The organism is Thalassospira sp. MCCC 1A01428 (genome assembly GCF_002115825.1).
Classification (GTDB): Bacteria; Pseudomonadota; Alphaproteobacteria; order Rhodospirillales; family Thalassospiraceae; genus Thalassospira.
This window is the reverse complement of sequence record NZ_JFJZ01000011.1, coordinates 22098-39020: the sequence shown is the minus strand read 5'-3', so window position 1 is coordinate 39020 and position 16923 is coordinate 22098. Positions and strand designations below refer to the sequence as shown.

Genomic DNA, 16923 nt, shown 5'->3' with positions numbered 1-16923 from the left:
TGTTGCCATTCCGGTTTTAAACGGGCCGGATGGTGACTTTATTGACCGGGGGCGACAGGGGCTGGCTGGCTGGTGAAGTCTGAACCATCAACCAGTCCGTATTTTTGCATCGCGCTATCGGTTTCAACGGTTTGTTTGATTTTGGGTAAATAGATCAGATGCAGCCGGGTGGGGTCGATTGTGCGAAACGACGGGCCGGTTTCGCGGTTCTTGCGCAAAAGCGCCAATACTGCGCCATCCTGCCAGGCGCGTTGAAGTCCGGTCAAAATGGCATCGTGCAGGAGCTGCTCTGTCGGGCTGACAAAAAAGTAAATCGGTTGCGGGTAATAAAGGGCAATGTCCGGATTGATCACAAGTGAGGGTTCGGTTGCACGCATCCAGTCATATTCGTTGCGAATTTGCCAATATGCACGGGGATAAAGGTCAAACCGGCCCCGCACCAACATGGAATGCAACGTAAGATAACGGCCCTCTATCACCGACAGGCTGTTGTGTTGCAAGATTGCGCCGTCAGGCCAGCCCAGCCCTTGACCAAAGGTGAACTGGCGTAAATCTTCAAGTGTTTTAACTTTTTTCAGCCGGCTTGATGTTTCAGGTAAGGTCATGAACATGCGCAAACCGGTTGTGCCCAGAAAAATGGGAAAATGTACCGCTTTAAGCTGACGTTCGCGTTCAGGCGTGGTGCCAAAAAACACGACGTTAATTTCATCACCCGATTGCAGCATGGCGATACGTCGTTTTTCAGTCGGGTAATCCATACAGACGGGCTTGATGGTGATGTCGCTATGGCTATAGGCCAATGCCAGACGGAGCAGTTCAACATGATATTCGGAAAACTCGGCCCAGGTTTGTTGTCCCTGGCAAAAAGCTGAATTGATGTCGACCGGCAGGCGTGCCGTGGGAGGATTGCCTTGCAATGGTTGTTGCGCCACGGGGTGTGCCTTTGTCCGCGCATGGCCGCCGGCCCCGGGCAGAACCATGGCTATCACGCACAACAGGGTGGAAAACACAAACAGGGCAGGACTTTTCATTTTTATCATTCTTGCCAGCAATCGGGTCCCTATCCACTGGCATAGATGAACGGTTAAATCAATGACCTGGGCATTTACTTTGGTTCAGTCCCGCAACCGTATTTATTTTGGATGCGGGTAAAACAGGGTGAAAGGCAAGGCTGTGGGGCCATCGTTACAGGCCGGATACCGCCGCGCCGGCAGGCATGGCGACCCGGCGAGGGGACGGTGTTGCGATGAGCAATGCTTTGCCCGGTGACGCTACGGATACAAGGCGCGAATCGTTCGGCGCAGCGTTGATGTAGGTTTTTTCGCAAAATTACCGTTCGATAAAATTGCCAAATCTTGCGCTGGATGACCGAAGAATTTTCAAAACTGTCGCTGGTTCTGCGAATTTTGTCAAAATTGCTTGCCTGCATGGGCCGGGTTTTGGAAATACGTATTCAAGTACCAAAATATAGGCGGCATCCGAACCGGGATGATCTGCAGCGATGCAAGCGGGAGAAAGAAATTGGCAGCAAACAGCGATACCGACATGACAGGCGAAATTATTGAAGCCACGGCTGGCACCAGCGTTTCGGCAACGGATTTGAAAATGTTGGCCGAGGTGGAAAAAAAGGTGCGCTGGCTGTCAAGCTGGACCATTCACCACGCCAACCATATCCGGCCCAAACGCGATGGTATCAAGGTTGGCGGGCATCAGGCCAGTTGTGCATCGCTAAGCACCCTTATGACGGCCCTTTATTTTAATGTGTTGCGCCCGCAAGACAGGGTGGCGGTAAAACCCCACGCCTCGCCGGTTTTTCATGCCATTAACTATATGTATGGTCGGCAATCGCGTGAAAAGCTGGAAAATTTCCGGGCTTTTGGCGGGGCGCAGTCTTATCCGTCGCGCACCAAGGATGGCGATGTCGTGGATTTTTCAACCGGGTCGGTCGGGCTCGGTGCCGCGGTCACCAACTTTGCCGCCTTAACCCAGGATTATCTGCGCTATAAAAACATGCTGCCCAAGGGTGAAAAACCGGGCCGGATGGTGGCGCTGGTGGGTGATGCGGAGCTTGATGAAGGCAATATTTACGAAGCCCTGCTTGATACCTGGAAACACGACATTCGCAATGTCTGGTGGGTGATCGATTATAACCGCCAAAGCCTGGATGGCATGATTGATGCCCATCTGTTTCGCGTGATTGGCCGGTTTTTCCGCGCTGTGGGCTGGAACGTCATCACCATTAAATATGGTCGCAAACTGCACGAGGCCTTTGGTCGTCCGGGCGGCAAATCGCTTAAAAAATGGCTCAATGAATCGCCCAATGATGTGTATTCCGCATTAACCTTTCAGGGTGGAGCCGCCTGGCGCAAACAGATTTTGGCCGATATGCCGGGCGATAATGCACTTGCCAGCCTGCTGGCCGATTATGACGATGATGCCCTGCATGACCTGATGACCAATTTGGGCGGGCATTGCATGGAGGCGATTTTAAACGCCTTTGAAAATGTGCCCAACGACAAACCGACAGTGTTTATCGCCTATACCGTCAAGGGTTTTGGCCTGCCGCTTCAGGGTCATAAGGATAACCATGCCGGGTTGATGAATGTGGCGCAGATGGATGGCTTTCGCAAAGCCAACAATGTTGCCGAGGGTGAAGAATGGGATATGACCGCCGGGTTGGATTGCGCCGCCGATGATCTGCGCGCCTTTGTTGACGCGGCCCCGTTTAACAATCGCCAGCCGCGCCAGAAATTTGCCGAAATCATCACCGTTCCGGAAATGCCCTATCAGCGGGCAGATAGCAGCAGCACCCAGGAAGTTTTTGGCAAGATCCTCAATGAATTGGCAAAGTCGAAAAACAGCGATTTTTCCGACCGTATTGTCACCACATCGCCCGATGTGACGGTGTCGACCAATCTGGGCGGCTTCGTAAACCAGCGCGGCCTGTTTGCCCGGGAAAATCTGGCCGATGAATTTCGCGACCGCAAGGTGCCCTCGGCCCAAAAATGGATCAGAACGCCCAAGGGCCAGCATGTGGAGCTGGGCATTGCCGAAAACAACCTGTTTTTGAACCTTGCCGCCCTTGGCCTGTCGCACAGCCTGTTTGGTCAGCGGTTGTTTCCCATCGGCACGCTCTATGATCCGTTCATTGCCCGCGGGCTCGATGCGCTAAATTACGCCTGTTATCAGGATGCGCGCTTTATGGTGGTGGCAACACCTAGCGGTATTTCACTGGCCCCCGAAGGCGGGGCACATCAATCGATTGGAACACCCATGATTGGCATGGGCCAGCCGGGCCTGACCAGCTTTGAACCCAGCTTTGGCGATGAAGTGGCCGCTGTGATGGGCTGGTCGTTTAATCATATGCAGGATAAAGACGGCGGATCGGTTTATCTGCGCCTGTCAACCAAACCGATGGCGCAGCCGGAACGTGAACTGGATGACGTGACCAAATCCAACATTGTGCGCGGGGGCTATTGGCTGCGCGAACCGGGTGAAAATTGCAAAATGGTGCTGGCCTATTGCGGGGCAATGGCACCCGAAGCAATTGCCGCGTGGGAACAGCTTAAAGATGACCATCCGGGCCTTGGCCTGTTGGCCGTTACCTCGACGGACCGTTTATATAATGAATGGCAAGACCTGGAACGCGCCCGGCTGGAAGGCAAGGCAGGTGACGACATGGCCCACATTGAAAACCTGCTGAAGCCACTTGCATCAGATGCCCGCATGGTCACGGTGATTGACGGCCACCCGGCGGCGCTGGCGTGGCTTGGCGCGGTGCGCGGCCATGCTGTGGCCCCGCTGGGAATAAATGCGTTTGGTCAATGCGGCGACAGCATCGATCTGTATAAGCATTACCAGATCGACACCGCAGCCATCCTGCGCGCGGCCAAGCGGTGGGACTGATCACCCGGTAAAACGGGACGGCGAAAGGGAGGGCTTTGGCTCTCCCTTTTTGTTTGGGATTGCTGTGGCTTGGTAAGTAAAATCGAACCGGCTAAAATAGAATTGACTTGGCATGTCCACCAAACTGAGTTGTAGCTACCATCCAAAATCGAACCTGCTACAATATATAAGACGACCTTATATCGTACTCCCCGGTTGTAGCTACCATCCAAAATCGAACCTGCTACAATAGTGGTCTTCTCGCAGCTTGGTGGCGGTAAGTTGTAGCTACCATCCAAAATCGAACCTGCTACAATGGCGCGGTCCACCCGAACCAATACATAGAAGTTGTAGCTACCATCCAAAATCGAACCTGCTACAATAGGAATACCGAATCCCGCAGCACTATCAATATGTTGCGGGATTTTTTTGGTTCAAAAAATGGAATTCCGGTGCTGATTTTGGTCGGATTTTTTAAAAATGAGTCATTTTTTAAAATGAATTTTGACGGGGAAAAGGTTTTGGAGGCATGGCCTGAAACGAAAAAAGGGAGGCCGGAGCCCCCCTTATCTTTCGCATGATAGCTTGTTGCAGCTACCATCCAAAATCGAACCGTTTTCAGTATGCGTATTTCTCCGGTGTCTGTCAATTGTTTGGCTACGGCCATTCCTGACCCAGATTTTTTGATTTTTGGCCCGTCCGGTGAGGTTTTATCGGGCGGGCCTTTTGGTTGCTCGTGCCGTTGGGTTATGTCTTAATAGTTGCGGATCAGCGGAGAGGCGGCATGAACAGAAACGTCATATTGGGGGTTGATGTCGGGGTGGCATCATTGGGGGCCTGTATTGTCGAGGTTGATGATGCAGGGCGCCCGGTCGGGTTTCTGGACGGGGTCAGTTTTATTTACCCGACCCCGGACGGGGCCGCAGAGCGGCGCGGGCATCGGGCCATGCGCCGCGGGTATCGTCGCAAGCGTAACCGGTTGCGTGATTTGCGGGCTTATCTGGTTGAAACCCTGAAAATTGCGACTGATTTTGACGGCAAGCCCGATGGCATAAAGGACCCGGCCTTTACCGATATTGCCATGGGTGACGACACGCTGCGAGATGATAAGGGGCATCGTCTGATTTCGCCCAACAGCCGCACACGCCTGCGGGCGCTGGGATTGTCTGAAGCCCTGAGTGGGACCGATCTGGCACGGGCGATTTTACATATTGCCAAAAATCGCGGTATGCGCCTGACCCGTGTCATCGGCACCAGCGAGGAAGACGAAAAAGCCCGCAAGGAAGCCTCGGTGATGGTCGAACAGGCGCGGGCCACACGCCGCGAAATGGCCGCACAAAATGCACAAACGCCCGGCATGATGTTGTAGCTGCGCGAACAGGCCGCCCCGGCCCCGCATCAACGCTACCCCCTGCACCGCCGGGTGGGCACATCGCTGGCGTTGCAATTTGTGCGCAGCCAGCTTGAAGATGAACTTGATGCGCTGTTGGCCTTTCAACACCCGTTTCATCCCGCTCTTGATGCCGATACATGCCGCACCCTGCATGAAAAGGTGTTTTTCGAACAAGAACCGCCCAAACCCGAAATTGGCCGCTGCCTTTATAATCCCGAAACCGAGGAACGCCTGCCGCTGGCCTGTGATCTGTTTCAGCAAAAGCGGATTTACGAGGAGGTCAACAACCTTCGGATCGAATATGCCGATGCCTCGCGCGCGAAGCTGACCCGTGATCAGCGTGATCTTCTGGTTGCCCGTTTGATGGCGGGCGAAGATTTGGGGGTGGCAAAGATTAAAAAACTGATCGGTGCGACGGAACGGGGGGTGCGCCTGTCGCTTGAGGGGCAGGCCGGGCGCAATGCGGGGCCGGCCAAAAAGCTTGAAGGTCATGCCATCAGAAGAACCCTGAGCGATGCCGATGGCCGGTTTGCTGCCCTGGGGCAGGGCGGGGCGCATATGGTTGCGCTTTATGATGGTCTGGATGAAGAACGTCGCACCGGCTTTGAAAAATTGCTGCGCGACGAGGATGACCGCGACAGGATGGTCTTGGCCCTGATGCGCGATTATGCTGTGGCCGGGGCCGAGGCCGAAAATGCGGCAGACGGCATTGCCCTGCGGCGCGGCTATGCCGCCACCGGCCTAACCGCAACCTTCGAGATTTTGGAAAAGCTGAAAGCCGATATTATCGACAGCAATACCGCCGCCGAGCAGGCCGGGCTGGTTGCGGCAAGCGCACGCGAAATGGTCTGCAAGCGTTTGCCTTATTATGGTGAGGTTTTCCCCCATCTGGTGCGCGGGCGTATGAGCCCGGAAACACGCGGCTATCCTGCCGCGACGATTGAGGAAAAATTTGGCCGCATTCCCAACCCGGTGGTGCATGTGGCGCTAAACAGCCTGCGCAAGGTGGTGAATGCGCTGGTGAAAAAAGGCGAGAAACAGGGCTGGGTTTTTAAGCGGGTGCAAATTGAAATGGCCCGCGAAATGAAAAAAACGCAGGAAGATCGTGATAAGGATTCCCGGCGGATTGCCCGCGAACAGGCCAAAAATGCCGAATATGATGCCATTACGCTGGCCCATCAAAGGCCCGCCAGCCGCAAAAACCGTCGCAAACTGAAATTATGGGAAGCCCAGAACAGGATGTGTCCCTATACCGGGCTGTCGATTGATGTGGCGGATCTGTTTTCGGGAAAATTCGATATTGACCACACCCTGCCTCGGTCCAAAACACTGGATGACAGCCTGTATAACCTGTTGGTTATTCATGAGAATGTGAACAAAGCCAAGGGCAATAAAAGCCCGTTTGAAGCCTTTGCCGGCGGGTTGAATGTGGCGGGCGTTCCGGCGCGCAGTTACGAACAGATCGTGGAAACGGTGCGCCGTATTCCCGGTATTCGGCATAAGGAAAAACTGTTTCGCCCCGATGCGATGGACCGGTTCGAGGATCAGGATGCCTTTGCCCGGCGCTATAAAACCGATACCAGTTATATCGCCAAAGCGGCCAAGCAATATTTGCAATGTGTGTTTCCTCATTTGCGCCCGACCGGCGGGGTGGAGGCGATTAATGGTTTCATCACCGATGATTTGCGCAAACGCTGGGGCGTGATGGATCTGGTGCAGCAGGTTGCCCACCAGCAAGACCCGGATCTGGTTGAAGCCCCGCCAACCAAAGAAGAACGTGCCGATGGCACCAAACGCGGCAAAAACCGCGATGATCATCGCCATCATTTGCTTGATGCGGCTGTAACGGCCTGCACCCCGCGCGATGTGGTGCAAAAACTGCAAACCATTTCGGCCAGCCGGGCAAAACACGATATGGCCGAACGCTATCGGGTGCCGTTGCCCTGGGCCGATTTTCGCGATGATTTATACGAGTTGATTGATCAGGCCCGCACCACGCACCGTCCGAACCGGGAACTGAATGGCAAATTGCATATGGCGACCAATCTTGGCGTTGTGGCGCGCTTTGCGGACGGGCGCTATCTGGTGCGGCAACGCAAACGGTTTGATCCGGGCGAATTTTCCAGCCTCGATGATTTGAAAAAGAAACTGGTTGTCGACCCTGCCCTGATCGCGCGGCTGGAAAAGGATATGACTGCGGGGCAGGCGGTGCTGTTTTGGGCCGCGCGCGAACCGTTGGCCGATTTGCAGCGCCACCATGAAATGCTGGGCGATATTGCGGGCAATATCGAAAGGCTGTTTGCCCTTCAGCCAAGCGAAGCAACATATGAAGATGTTGACCGTAAAACCGGTGCTGTTGAAATACGCACCCGCAAGGTTAAGGAAGATGAACGATTGGCGGCGGCCTTTGCCGCCTATCGCGATGAATGCCTGACACGCGGGCTTTCGCCCCGGCGTACCGTTCGGCTTTATGGACTGGACGAAGCGGTGATGATCGGCGGGGGCGATGGTGGCAAATTGCCATCCCGGACGTTCAAGCCCGGAAGCAACGCCTGGCTGGATATTTTCCGGGACGGGTCGGGAAAGCCGGGATTTGAGGTTGTTCGCACCATTGATGCAATGCGCCCCGGATATGTGCCGCAATGGCAGCAACATGACAGCAATGACTTGCTGTTACGGCTGTTTAAGGGCGATACAGTGCGGTTGCGCAGCAAGGATGGCAAAACGCGGTTATGTGTTCTGGCCACCAATTCGCCGGGCGATTGGGAATTTCAACCGCTTAATCTGTCGTCGCATATCAGCCGTCATCCGGCGCGCAAAAATTTTCGTTTCGGGTTTAAGGCCTTGTGTGATGCCGACCCGCAACTGGTGGTGCGCGATGTGTTGGGGCGGATTGTGTATGAAACATCGCGCTTGAACTGGTAGCAACCCTTGTAACGGAGCGGGCATATGTGGCGGGTGGTGGATATTTCGGGTGAAAACCGGCATCTGCGACTGGCACGAAATGCGCTGGAAGTTATGGACGGCGATGCAAAGCTGGGCCGTTTACCACTGGGTGACATTAATGCGGTGATTGTTCATGCCTATCGCGCCACCCTGTCAACCGATCTTGCTGCGGCGCTGGCGCGCGAAAATATTCCGCTGGTTTTGTGCGATGACAAACATATGCCATCCTCCATCGTCTGGCCCTTTACCGGCCATTTTGAACAGGCGGACCGCATTGCAACCCAGGCGATGGCAAAACCGGCCCTGATCCGGCGGTTATGGCGCCAGATTATTCGCGCCAAAATCCGTGAGCAAGCCAACACCCTGCGCGGGCCGGACCCGATCGGAGCCGATGCCCTGATCAAACTGATTGCGATGGTCAAACCCGGCGACCCCGATAATATCGAGGCCCGTGCCGCCCGGTTTTACTGGTCGCGCCTTCTGGGCGATGATTTTGTCCGTAACCCCGATGGCGGCGGACCTAACGGGGTGCTGAATTATGGCTACATCGTTGTGCGATCTGCCATGGCGCGCGCGGTGGCGGCCGCCGGATTGGCCCCGGCTTTGGGCATTTTTCATACCTCCAAACGTAATCCGTTTCGTCTGGTCGATGATTTGATGGAACCATTTCGCCCGTTGGTGGACCGGGTGGTCTATGCCAACCGCGATATATGGGGTGATGTGGTAACACCCGATGCCAAAAAGGCACTGGCGGCTATTGTGACCGGGGCCATTCCCACGAATGAAGGATTATTGCCGGTTTACCGGGTGATGGGGCAATTGGCCTTTTCGCTGGCTTCTGTTTATGCGGGCCAGCGTAAAGAGCTGGATCTTCCCCCCCAAATCAGAATTGAAAAGCAGATGGAGATGGAGGGGCTGTAACCCGGATCAGACCGATCAGACAGATCAACCGGGGAGCCAGGGCAAAATGGCATTATCGGGGTATCGGATCATGTGGGCTTTTGTGATGTTTGACCTGCCAGTGGTAACCAAGGCGGAAAAGCGCCGGGCGCGCAAATTTCATGATTATTTGCTCGATGAAGGTTTCGATATGAAACAGTTTTCGGTCTATTACCGCTTTTACGAAAGCCGGGCCAAGGCCGATGCCGCCAGCAAGCGCATCTCGGCCAAAATTCCCGAACGCGGCATGGTCTCGATCCTGTCGGTGACCGACAAACAGTTTGGCCAGATGGTCAATTTTATGGGCAAGGTGCCGACAAAAAACGATCAAAAACCGGACCAACTGGCTCTTTTTTGAGGTGAAAATGACGGTTTTTGACTCAAAAAAATCCCGCAACACTTTGAATATGCTGCGGGATTCGATGTTCCTATTGTAGCAGGTTCGATTTTGGATGGTAGCTACAACATCAGCAAGTTTGGTCGCGCCGCCTTTTACATTGTAGCAGGTTCGATTTTGGATGGTAGCTACAACGCTGGACCCGCAACCCATGGGTATGGGCCGTATTGTAGCAGGTTCGATTTTGGATGGTAGCTACAACCCAAACAGCTTTTGCAGCAAGATATGATGCATTGTAGCAGGTTCGATTTTGGATGGTAGCTACAACGAGTTTTATGAAAGTTTCGTTATTCTCGGTATTGTAGCAGGTTCGATTTTGGATGGTAGCTACAACAACTCTTGGGTGGAATTGATATCTGCCGCAATTGTAGCAGGTTCGATTTTGGATGGTAGCTACAACAATGGCGCGACCTTTGACGTCGTAATCATGATTGTAGCAGGTTCGATTTTGGATGGTAGCTACAACTTAATCCAATCGACAAGGTTATCGGGTTTTATTGTAGCAGGTTCGATTTTGGATGGTAGCTACAACCTTCGGTTTGTGCGTAGCGTGTCATGCCGCATTGTAGCAGGTTCGATTTTGGATGGTAGCTACAACGAGAATATCTATAATGGCGTTAATCACACAATTGTAGCAGGTTCGATTTTGGATGGTAGCTACAACCATACTTGCTTGGTCTGCCTACGGGGTTTTATTGTAGCAGGTTCGATTTTGGATGGTAGCTACAACGAAACCGCGACAAGTGGCGGGGTGCTGCATTATTGTAGCAGGTTCGATTTTGGATGGTAGCTACAACATTGTTGATATCGATGATGCAGCTATCGCCATTGTAGCAGGTTCGATTTTGGATGCTAGAAAAACGCCTGCTTAATCCCGTCAATAATGAACTGGATGGCGAGGGCGGCGAGGATCATGCCGAGCAGGCGCGAGATGACGGTGGCGACGGTGGGGCTGAGGCGTTTGGCGACCAGGCCTGACAACAGAAACATCACCAGTGCGCAGACCATCACCAGCCCGACAACGCCAATCACGCCGGTTTGCATGACGATATTGTCCTGATATTTGCCCATCAGGAGCATAACCGTGGCAATAGAACCAGGACCGGCCAGAAACGGGATCGACATGGGGAAGATCGACACGTCTTCGTGGTCGTCTTCATCATGGGGGGCGGTTTGTGCCGGTTTGGATGCCGGGGTTTGCCCGGGCGGGACGGTGGTACTGGTACTGGCAACGGTGCCTGTATGCGGGCTGGTTGCGGCTTGTGGCGGTTTGGCATCAGACGGGATTTTGCTGCCAGCAACGATTTCGTCATCTTCGTGTTCAAGTTCCTGATGAACCTGTTCGGCGCGTTCATTCCGTTTTTTGCCGCGCCGTTCAAACAGCATTTCAAGGGCGATCAAAAACAGTAAGGTTCCGCCCGAAATGCGAAAGGCGGGCATATGAATGCCAAAAATGCCCAGCAGTTTTTCGCCCAGCAGGGCAAAGGCCGTTAAAATCAGAAAGGATGTAATGCAGGCCCGGATCGCCATGCGGCGGCGGTGAGCCGTGCTGGTATCCTGGGTCAGCACCAGAAAAACCGGAACCAGCCCCACCGGGTCGATAATCACAAACAGCGTAACAAAGGCGGCGATCAGTTCGCTTAACATGCTGATATCGGGCATGGGATTTCCTTTTTTGCTTGATCATCCGTCGATGTAAGGGTGCATTTTTTGCACATCACGCCGTAATTGTCGCCATAAACAGGCGGTTTTCAGCTCGTCCGAAGTCACCGGAAAAGCCAGCGTTGATTTACGCGTTTGAACGAGAAAGGTAAATGCCCGGTTCCCGATTTTGCCGGTAATTGTCGGGGCAACCATGCCCTGTCGGCGCGGTTCCGTTTTGACATGTCGATATATCGCCGGTTTGTGGTTTTTGTCTTGTACTGATTATTACGAGGTCATTTTCAATGAGCGGTATCTTGGGCGGTACCTGTCGTGCCAGGTGGGTTAACGTCGGGGGCGGGTAAAAAAGCCCCCGGCAAAAGGTGGCGGCAGGTCGCGCAGGGCGGCAATGCGGGTGGTCACAGAAGGATGGGTATCGAGCAGGGCCGGGGGTTCGGTGCTGCGATAGGGGATCAGACGCAGGGTGCGGCGATTGATTTGTTCGATATGGCCCAGTGCATCGATCAGATCGTCGGGGCCACCCAAAAGGTCGCTTGCACCGTGATCGGCGGCAAATTCGCGGTCTCGGATAACGGCGCGTTGCAACAAAAAACTTATGCTTGGCGCTGTGGCCAGCACGATGACCAGCCATATCGGCGGGGTTGGGTGTGCTGTGCTGAATATGAATACAAACATCGCAAAAACCGCCACGGTCCAGGTCGCGCGATAAAGAATGTCGGTCATCATCAGGATCTGGGTGTCGTTATGCCAGGCATGGGCGATTTCGTGGGCCAGAACCGCCCGCAATTGCCGGGGGGACAGGCCGGTAATGGCGTCTTGCGACAAGGCAATGATGGTGCTGTCATCCTTGCCGGTGGTAATGGCATTAACCCCTTTACCGGGTAATAGATACAGACGCGGAATAAAGGCCAGACCTGCCCGATGCGCAAGAAGGACCGCCATTTCATGCAGGGCCGGATGGCTTTGGGGGGACAAGGGTGTCGCGCGCAGCAGCTTCATTATCGTGTCTGACGATACCATTGGCCCGAACATCATCATCAGGGTAATGGCAAAAAACGCCGAAACCATCATCATTGGCCCGCCCAGAAGCCACGCACAAACAACCAGAACCCCTGCCATGCAGGCTAAAAGCCCGCTGGTATGGGTAACCCCGCCTGCGCGTAAGGCCAAAAACCGTTGAACGGAGTTGGGAAGTTCCAGCATTTGACAAACCCCTTATCGTACCAGGCCACCGCTAAATCTTGCCATGGGCAATGATCCCTGATGATACGCTTCTGCGTTGTCCGGTGCATGGGGCTTGATCAATTCGGCAAAATAACCGCCGACGGGCAAAATGGCATTAATGATGCAAGCCGGGTTTGGGCGGGTAACAGGGGAGGCGCGAAACAGGAATTGGGGGTTGTGGTGCCTGGTCCTGTTGTTTTCGGGCTGGCCAGTGTTGCCTGTTTTACCAGGCAACGACAGGCAGGGAAGGATAGTGGTTAAAACACCATCTGGCTGAACCAGTATCCGACATAAAACAGTGCCATGACGGCAAGAATGGTTAACAGGGCTTTTTTGAACGGGTTGGATTTGGCCTGTTGCAGGTGGTTCGGGGTTGAGGAATTTTTGGGGTTAGCCATTGGGGACTCGCAACTGTTTTTAGAATTAAAAAAACGAAAATTGGATAGATCGAGGCCCGTTGCAAGGGTTTTGACTGTGGTGTGATCAGGAATGGTGCGCCAGATCACAAAAGAAGGGCTGTAAATTCAGGTAATTGATGAAGCATTGGCCCAAAACCAATGATTTCGTTAACGCATCTTTATTAAGTTTGACTAGAATAGTCGTAGAGGACTAATGCAACCAGATAGGTTGTCCTGCCGTGTGATGCGACGGGATGATTGCTGGTGGGGACAGGCCGCAGGCACGCGGCGACGATATTTACGGGATCAGGATGGCCCAGCCGAACAAAGCCCGCTCCGGCATATTGGCCGGACGTAACCGCGAAGGTGACCGCACCCCGCTTGAACGGATGTTCTGGCGGTCGATCGGTATTGTGGGCGGATTCAGCATGGTCATCAATTTGCTGAATATGGTGATCCCGATTTATTCGATGCAGGTCTTTGACCGGGTTTTGTCCTCGCGCAGTTTTGATACCCTGTTTTTGTTGACCCTTGGCATTGCCATTGTGCTGGTGTTTATCGCCGCGATGGAGCAATTGCGATCCCGGGTTTTGATCCGGGTGGGCACGGGGCTTGACCTTGGTTTGGGCGGCGATTTGTTTGCCCATGTGGTGGAACAGGCATCGCGCGGCGCGCCCAACCGGCAGCGCCCCTTACGTGACCTTTATGGCTTGCGCGGGTTTTTAACCGGGTCTGGCCCGTTTGCCCTGATCGATTTCATGTGGGCACCGGTTTATATTGGCGTGGTTTTCATTTTTGATATCCGTCTGGGCATGGTTGCGCTTGGCGGTGCGGTGATCCTGATTTTGATTGCGGTGGCCAACGAGGCTGCGGCGCGAATTTCGGTAGATCGATCCGAACAATCGCAAAATCGCGGCATTGCCCAGGAAGAAACCTATGTTCGCAATGCCGAGGCAATGGAAGCCATGGGCATGACGCCTGCGGCCCGCGCGCGCTGGCAGGCGGACCAGTCCGATGCGCTGTATTGGGAAGGCCAAACCAGCCGCCGGGTTGGCACATCGACGACCTTGTCGCATTTTGTGCGCCTGTCGATGCAGGTGATGTTTATCGGCACCGGGGCTTATCTGGTGCTAAGCGAAAGCATCACAATCGGCATTATGGTGGCATCGATGATTTTGGGCATGCGCGGCCTGGCGCCGTTTGACGGGGCGGTGGCGGCGTGGCGGTCCTGGACATCGGCACGTAATTCGTTTGAGCGGCTAAACCGCATTTTGCTGGACCGCAAACCCCGCCTTGCCGCGCCGGCATTAAAGGCCAAAGGCATGGCCGTTTCGGTAGATCGGCTGGTTTTTGCCCCGCCCGGCAGCCGAAATGTGTTGTTTAAAGGGTTTTCGTTCAAGGTTGGCGCGGGGCAGGTTGTAAGCATTGCCGGGTTTAACGGAGTGGGTAAAACCGCCCTGTTAAAGCTGCTGATGGGGATTTGGTCGCCCGCTTCGGGATCGATCAAACTTGATGAGGTCGAAGCATCAAAACTGGATCGTGCCCAGATCGGCCCGCAAATTGGCTATCTGGCACAAAACCCGTTTTTGTTTCCCGGTACAATCGCTGAAAATATTGCCCGGCTGGGCTCGGCCGACCCGCGCGAGATTGTGCAGGCGGCGGAATTGGCCGGGGCGCATAAATTTATTCTTGATTTACCTGATGGTTATGACACCAAACTGGACCGGGGCGGTACCAATCTTTCGGGCGGGCAACGCCAGCTTGTTGCCCTGGCGGCGGCCCTGTATGGCAAGCCAAGATTATTGTTGCTTGATGAACCGACAACCGCCCTTGATGAAGGGCGGATGGAATATGTGACCAATCTGGTCGATATCGTCCGCCGTGCGGGGATTACCGCCTTCATTGTTAGTCATGAACGCGAAGTTTTAAAACGCGCAGATGCGATTATTGCGCTTTCTGGCGGGCAAATTCGTGTGGTGCCGGTAAATGTAAATCGTATGCAAACTCCGCCTCCTCCTGCACCGGCGTCGGTTGCGGCCTTGCCGTCCTCGGCACAAGTGCCGCCGCGGCCGGATGCGCTGTCTTCTGCGAAAACGGCCACGGGGGCAGGCAGGCAGGGCAATGTGGGGGACGATAACCAGATGCGCATTACCCCGCAAAAACGCGCCGTTCCTAACCCCGATGCCGCCCGCCGCCGCAACCCTGATGCGGGAATGACGGATGATGGCACGGCCCGCAGCACCGTGCGGGCCGTGGCAGCTGCTGGGCAGGGGGGCGAACAACGGGCCCTGCGCAGCACGGCAAATGGCACAATGAAGGTAACGCGGCCCCTTGCGCCGCCCACGCGCAAGGACGAAGGGCTGGACCGTGGCGAGGGGCCAAAGGACGTGGCACGCCGCAAACAGGCCGCGGCCCGCAAGGCACAAAAAGATGCTGCAGATGCCCGTCTGAGCCGCGAAAAAACCGCCCGCCAGGTTGCCCGCCAGCAAGCGGATCAGGGTGGGGCGGATGATGGAAACACACGTGTTTCCGCAGCAGCGCCTGGTGAACCGCGTGAACAACGCACGCCACGGGTAAAAACCGGGCTGGATGGGCGCCCGCAATTGCGCGTGGTTGAAGGATCGGCCGGGCGCAGGCAAGGGGGCGGTCGATGAACGGTGTCGAGCTTCCGTCGGTTCGGACCCTTGATACCGATGTAAAACCGCTGGTCCGCCTTGGTTTGATGATTTTGATTCTGGGGTTTGGGTCGGTTTTTTTATGGGCGGCAACTGCGCGTATTAATTCTGCGGCCATTGCCAGCGGGGTGGTTTCGCCCTTTTCCGGGCGACAAACCGTGCAGCATCTGGAAGGCGGAATAATTCGCAATATTCTGGTGCGAAATGGTGCGCGGGTCGCACCGGGGCAAACGCTGATCGAACTGGATGATACCAGGGCGCGGGCCAGTTATGATTTGCTGTATAAACGGCATTTAAATGCGCTGGCGACCCAGGCCCGTCTGAATGCGGAACGGCAGGGGATGGACCATGTGGTTTGGCCGTCTGATTTAAATCCCGCCGCCCACAAAGACCTTGTGATGGCGCAAAAAGACCTGTTTGACAGCCGAACCAGTGCCTTTCGCGGTGAGGTGCAGCTTTATGATGAACGCATAAAAGAGCTGCGCCGTGAAATTTCGGCAACGAATGAACAAAAGATTGCGTCGCAACAGCAGGTTGGCATCGTTAAGGAAGAGTTGGCGATGGTAAAGCCGATGGTGGAAAAGGGCTATGCCCGGCGCACCCGGTTATTGCAGCTTGAAAGCCGACTGGTGGATAATCTGGGCAATATTGGTCGATATTCAGCTGATATCGCCCGGATCGAACAACAGATACAACAGGTGCGTGCCAGCCAGGCGCAGCTAAGCCGTGATCATTTGGAAACGGTAAACACCGAACTGCGTGATGTGCAGGCGGATTTATCGGACCTGACGGAACGGTTGCGCTCGGCCGAGGATATTTTGGCGCGGTCCAAAATCGTCGCCCCGACCGAAGGGACAGTAACCAGCCTGAAATTTACCACGGTGGGCGGCGTGATACCGCCAGGTGCGCCAATTCTGGAGATTGTGCCCCATAATGACCGGCTGGTAATTGAAGGGCGAATTTCACCCAATGACATCGATGTGGTGTCGCCGGGCTTGCTGGTGAATATCCGTGTGACAGCTTTTAGTCAGCGCTGGTTTGCACCCGTTAAAGGCGAGGTGGTTGATGTATCGCCGGACCGGTTGAGCGACGGGGATGGACGCCCTTATTTCCGGGCGATGGTGGAAATTGATGCCGATAGTCTGGCTGAACATGAAGGTATGATCCTGTCTCCCGGTATGGCAGCACAACTTGAGATTGTGACAGGTGCGCGAACCATTCTGGCCTATTTGTTTGAACCGATCACGGATAGTTTCCAGCGTGCCTTCCGCGAGGAATAGGCCGGTTTATCTGGCCGAGTCGCGTATTTTCGGCCTGAAAAACCGAAGCAACAGCGCTATATTCTGACACAATCTGACATTTCTTTTGCTTTGCTGCCCCGTTACCGGGACGTAGGGTGAAAAA

Annotated in this window: 11 protein-coding genes, 2 pseudogenes and 2 CRISPR repeat arrays; of the genes and pseudogenes, 8 read left to right on the top strand and 5 right to left on the bottom strand. The window is 54.6% G+C overall.

The features are described 5' to 3' along the window. Positions 1-38: 38 nt before the first annotated feature. Positions 39-1031, bottom strand: a complete 993-nt coding sequence (locus THS27_RS11035) for an ABC transporter substrate-binding protein (protein WP_085590780.1) — start codon at positions 1029-1031, stop codon at positions 39-41. A 514-nt stretch (positions 1032-1545) separates the two neighbouring features. On the opposite strand from THS27_RS11035, the gene THS27_RS11025 reads away from it, so the two are divergent. The 5 genes from THS27_RS11025 (at position 1546) to cas2 (ending at position 9521) form a co-directional block, all read left to right on the top strand. Beyond that, entirely contained in the window at positions 1546-3906 is a 2361-nt protein-coding gene (locus tag THS27_RS11025; protein ID WP_085590970.1) for a transketolase, read from the top strand. Between the two features lie 62 nt (positions 3907-3968). Then, a CRISPR array of direct repeats spans positions 3969-4270; the repeat unit is 38 nt; unit sequence GTTGTAGCTACCATCCAAAATCGAACCTGCTACAATAG. A 399-nt stretch (positions 4271-4669) separates the two neighbouring features. Further along, positions 4670-5254, top strand: a complete 585-nt coding sequence (locus tag THS27_RS11020) for a hypothetical protein (protein WP_085590777.1) — start codon at positions 4670-4672, stop codon at positions 5252-5254. A 54-nt stretch (positions 5255-5308) separates the two neighbouring features. After that, the gene (gene cas9 / locus THS27_RS11015) at positions 5309-8203 is read left to right on the top strand and encodes a type II CRISPR RNA-guided endonuclease Cas9 (protein ID WP_085590775.1); all 2895 of its coding nucleotides are present in this window, start codon (positions 5309-5311) and stop codon (positions 8201-8203) included. 24 nt (positions 8204-8227) lie between these two features. Continuing rightward, complete coding sequence (cas1, locus tag THS27_RS11010; protein ID WP_085590773.1) at positions 8228-9145, top strand: type II CRISPR-associated endonuclease Cas1; 918 nt, start codon at positions 8228-8230, stop codon at positions 9143-9145. 46 nt (positions 9146-9191) lie between these two features. Next, positions 9192-9521, top strand: coding sequence for a CRISPR-associated endonuclease Cas2 (cas2, locus tag THS27_RS11005; protein ID WP_085590772.1), 330 nt, complete (start codon positions 9192-9194; stop codon positions 9519-9521). Positions 9522-9593: 72 nt separating this feature from the next. Then, positions 9594-10423: a CRISPR direct-repeat array (repeat unit 36 nt; unit sequence ATTGTAGCAGGTTCGATTTTGGATGGTAGCTACAAC). A 55-nt stretch (positions 10424-10478) separates the two neighbouring features. Here the strand turns inward: cas2 and THS27_RS27735 are convergent. Next, positions 10479-10700: pseudogene (locus THS27_RS27735) on the bottom strand (MarC family protein); the annotation flags it as partial. On the opposite strand from THS27_RS27735, the gene THS27_RS11000 reads away from it, so the two are divergent. After that, positions 10645-10893 (top strand): hypothetical protein, encoded by a 249-nt coding sequence (locus THS27_RS11000; protein ID WP_139835547.1) that lies wholly within the window; start codon positions 10645-10647, stop codon positions 10891-10893. The pseudogene THS27_RS27735 and the gene THS27_RS11000 sit on opposite strands and share 56 nt — an antisense overlap. A gap of 23 nt (positions 10894-10916) precedes the next feature. Here the strand turns inward: THS27_RS11000 and THS27_RS27730 are convergent. From THS27_RS27730 to THS27_RS26890, 3 genes and pseudogenes are all read right to left on the bottom strand, one after another. Next, positions 10917-11207 (bottom strand): annotated as a pseudogene (locus tag THS27_RS27730) (MarC family protein); the annotation flags it as partial. A 339-nt stretch (positions 11208-11546) separates the two neighbouring features. After that, on the bottom strand, positions 11547-12425 hold the full coding sequence (locus THS27_RS10990; RefSeq protein WP_085590768.1) for a M48 family metalloprotease: 879 nt from the start codon (positions 12423-12425) through the stop codon (positions 11547-11549). A 278-nt stretch (positions 12426-12703) separates the two neighbouring features. Further along, positions 12704-12844, bottom strand: coding sequence for a hypothetical protein (locus THS27_RS26890; RefSeq protein ID WP_168184873.1), 141 nt, complete (start codon positions 12842-12844; stop codon positions 12704-12706). A 311-nt stretch (positions 12845-13155) separates the two neighbouring features. Here THS27_RS26890 and THS27_RS10975 point away from each other — a divergent pair, with 311 nt between their 5' ends. Further along, complete coding sequence (locus THS27_RS10975) at positions 13156-15498, top strand: type I secretion system permease/ATPase (RefSeq protein WP_085590968.1); 2343 nt, start codon at positions 13156-13158, stop codon at positions 15496-15498. Continuing rightward, positions 15495-16799, top strand: a complete 1305-nt coding sequence (locus tag THS27_RS10970; protein ID WP_085590762.1) for an HlyD family type I secretion periplasmic adaptor subunit — start codon at positions 15495-15497, stop codon at positions 16797-16799. The genes THS27_RS10975 and THS27_RS10970 overlap by 4 nt, the downstream gene beginning before the upstream one ends. Positions 16800-16923 lie beyond the last annotated feature (124 nt).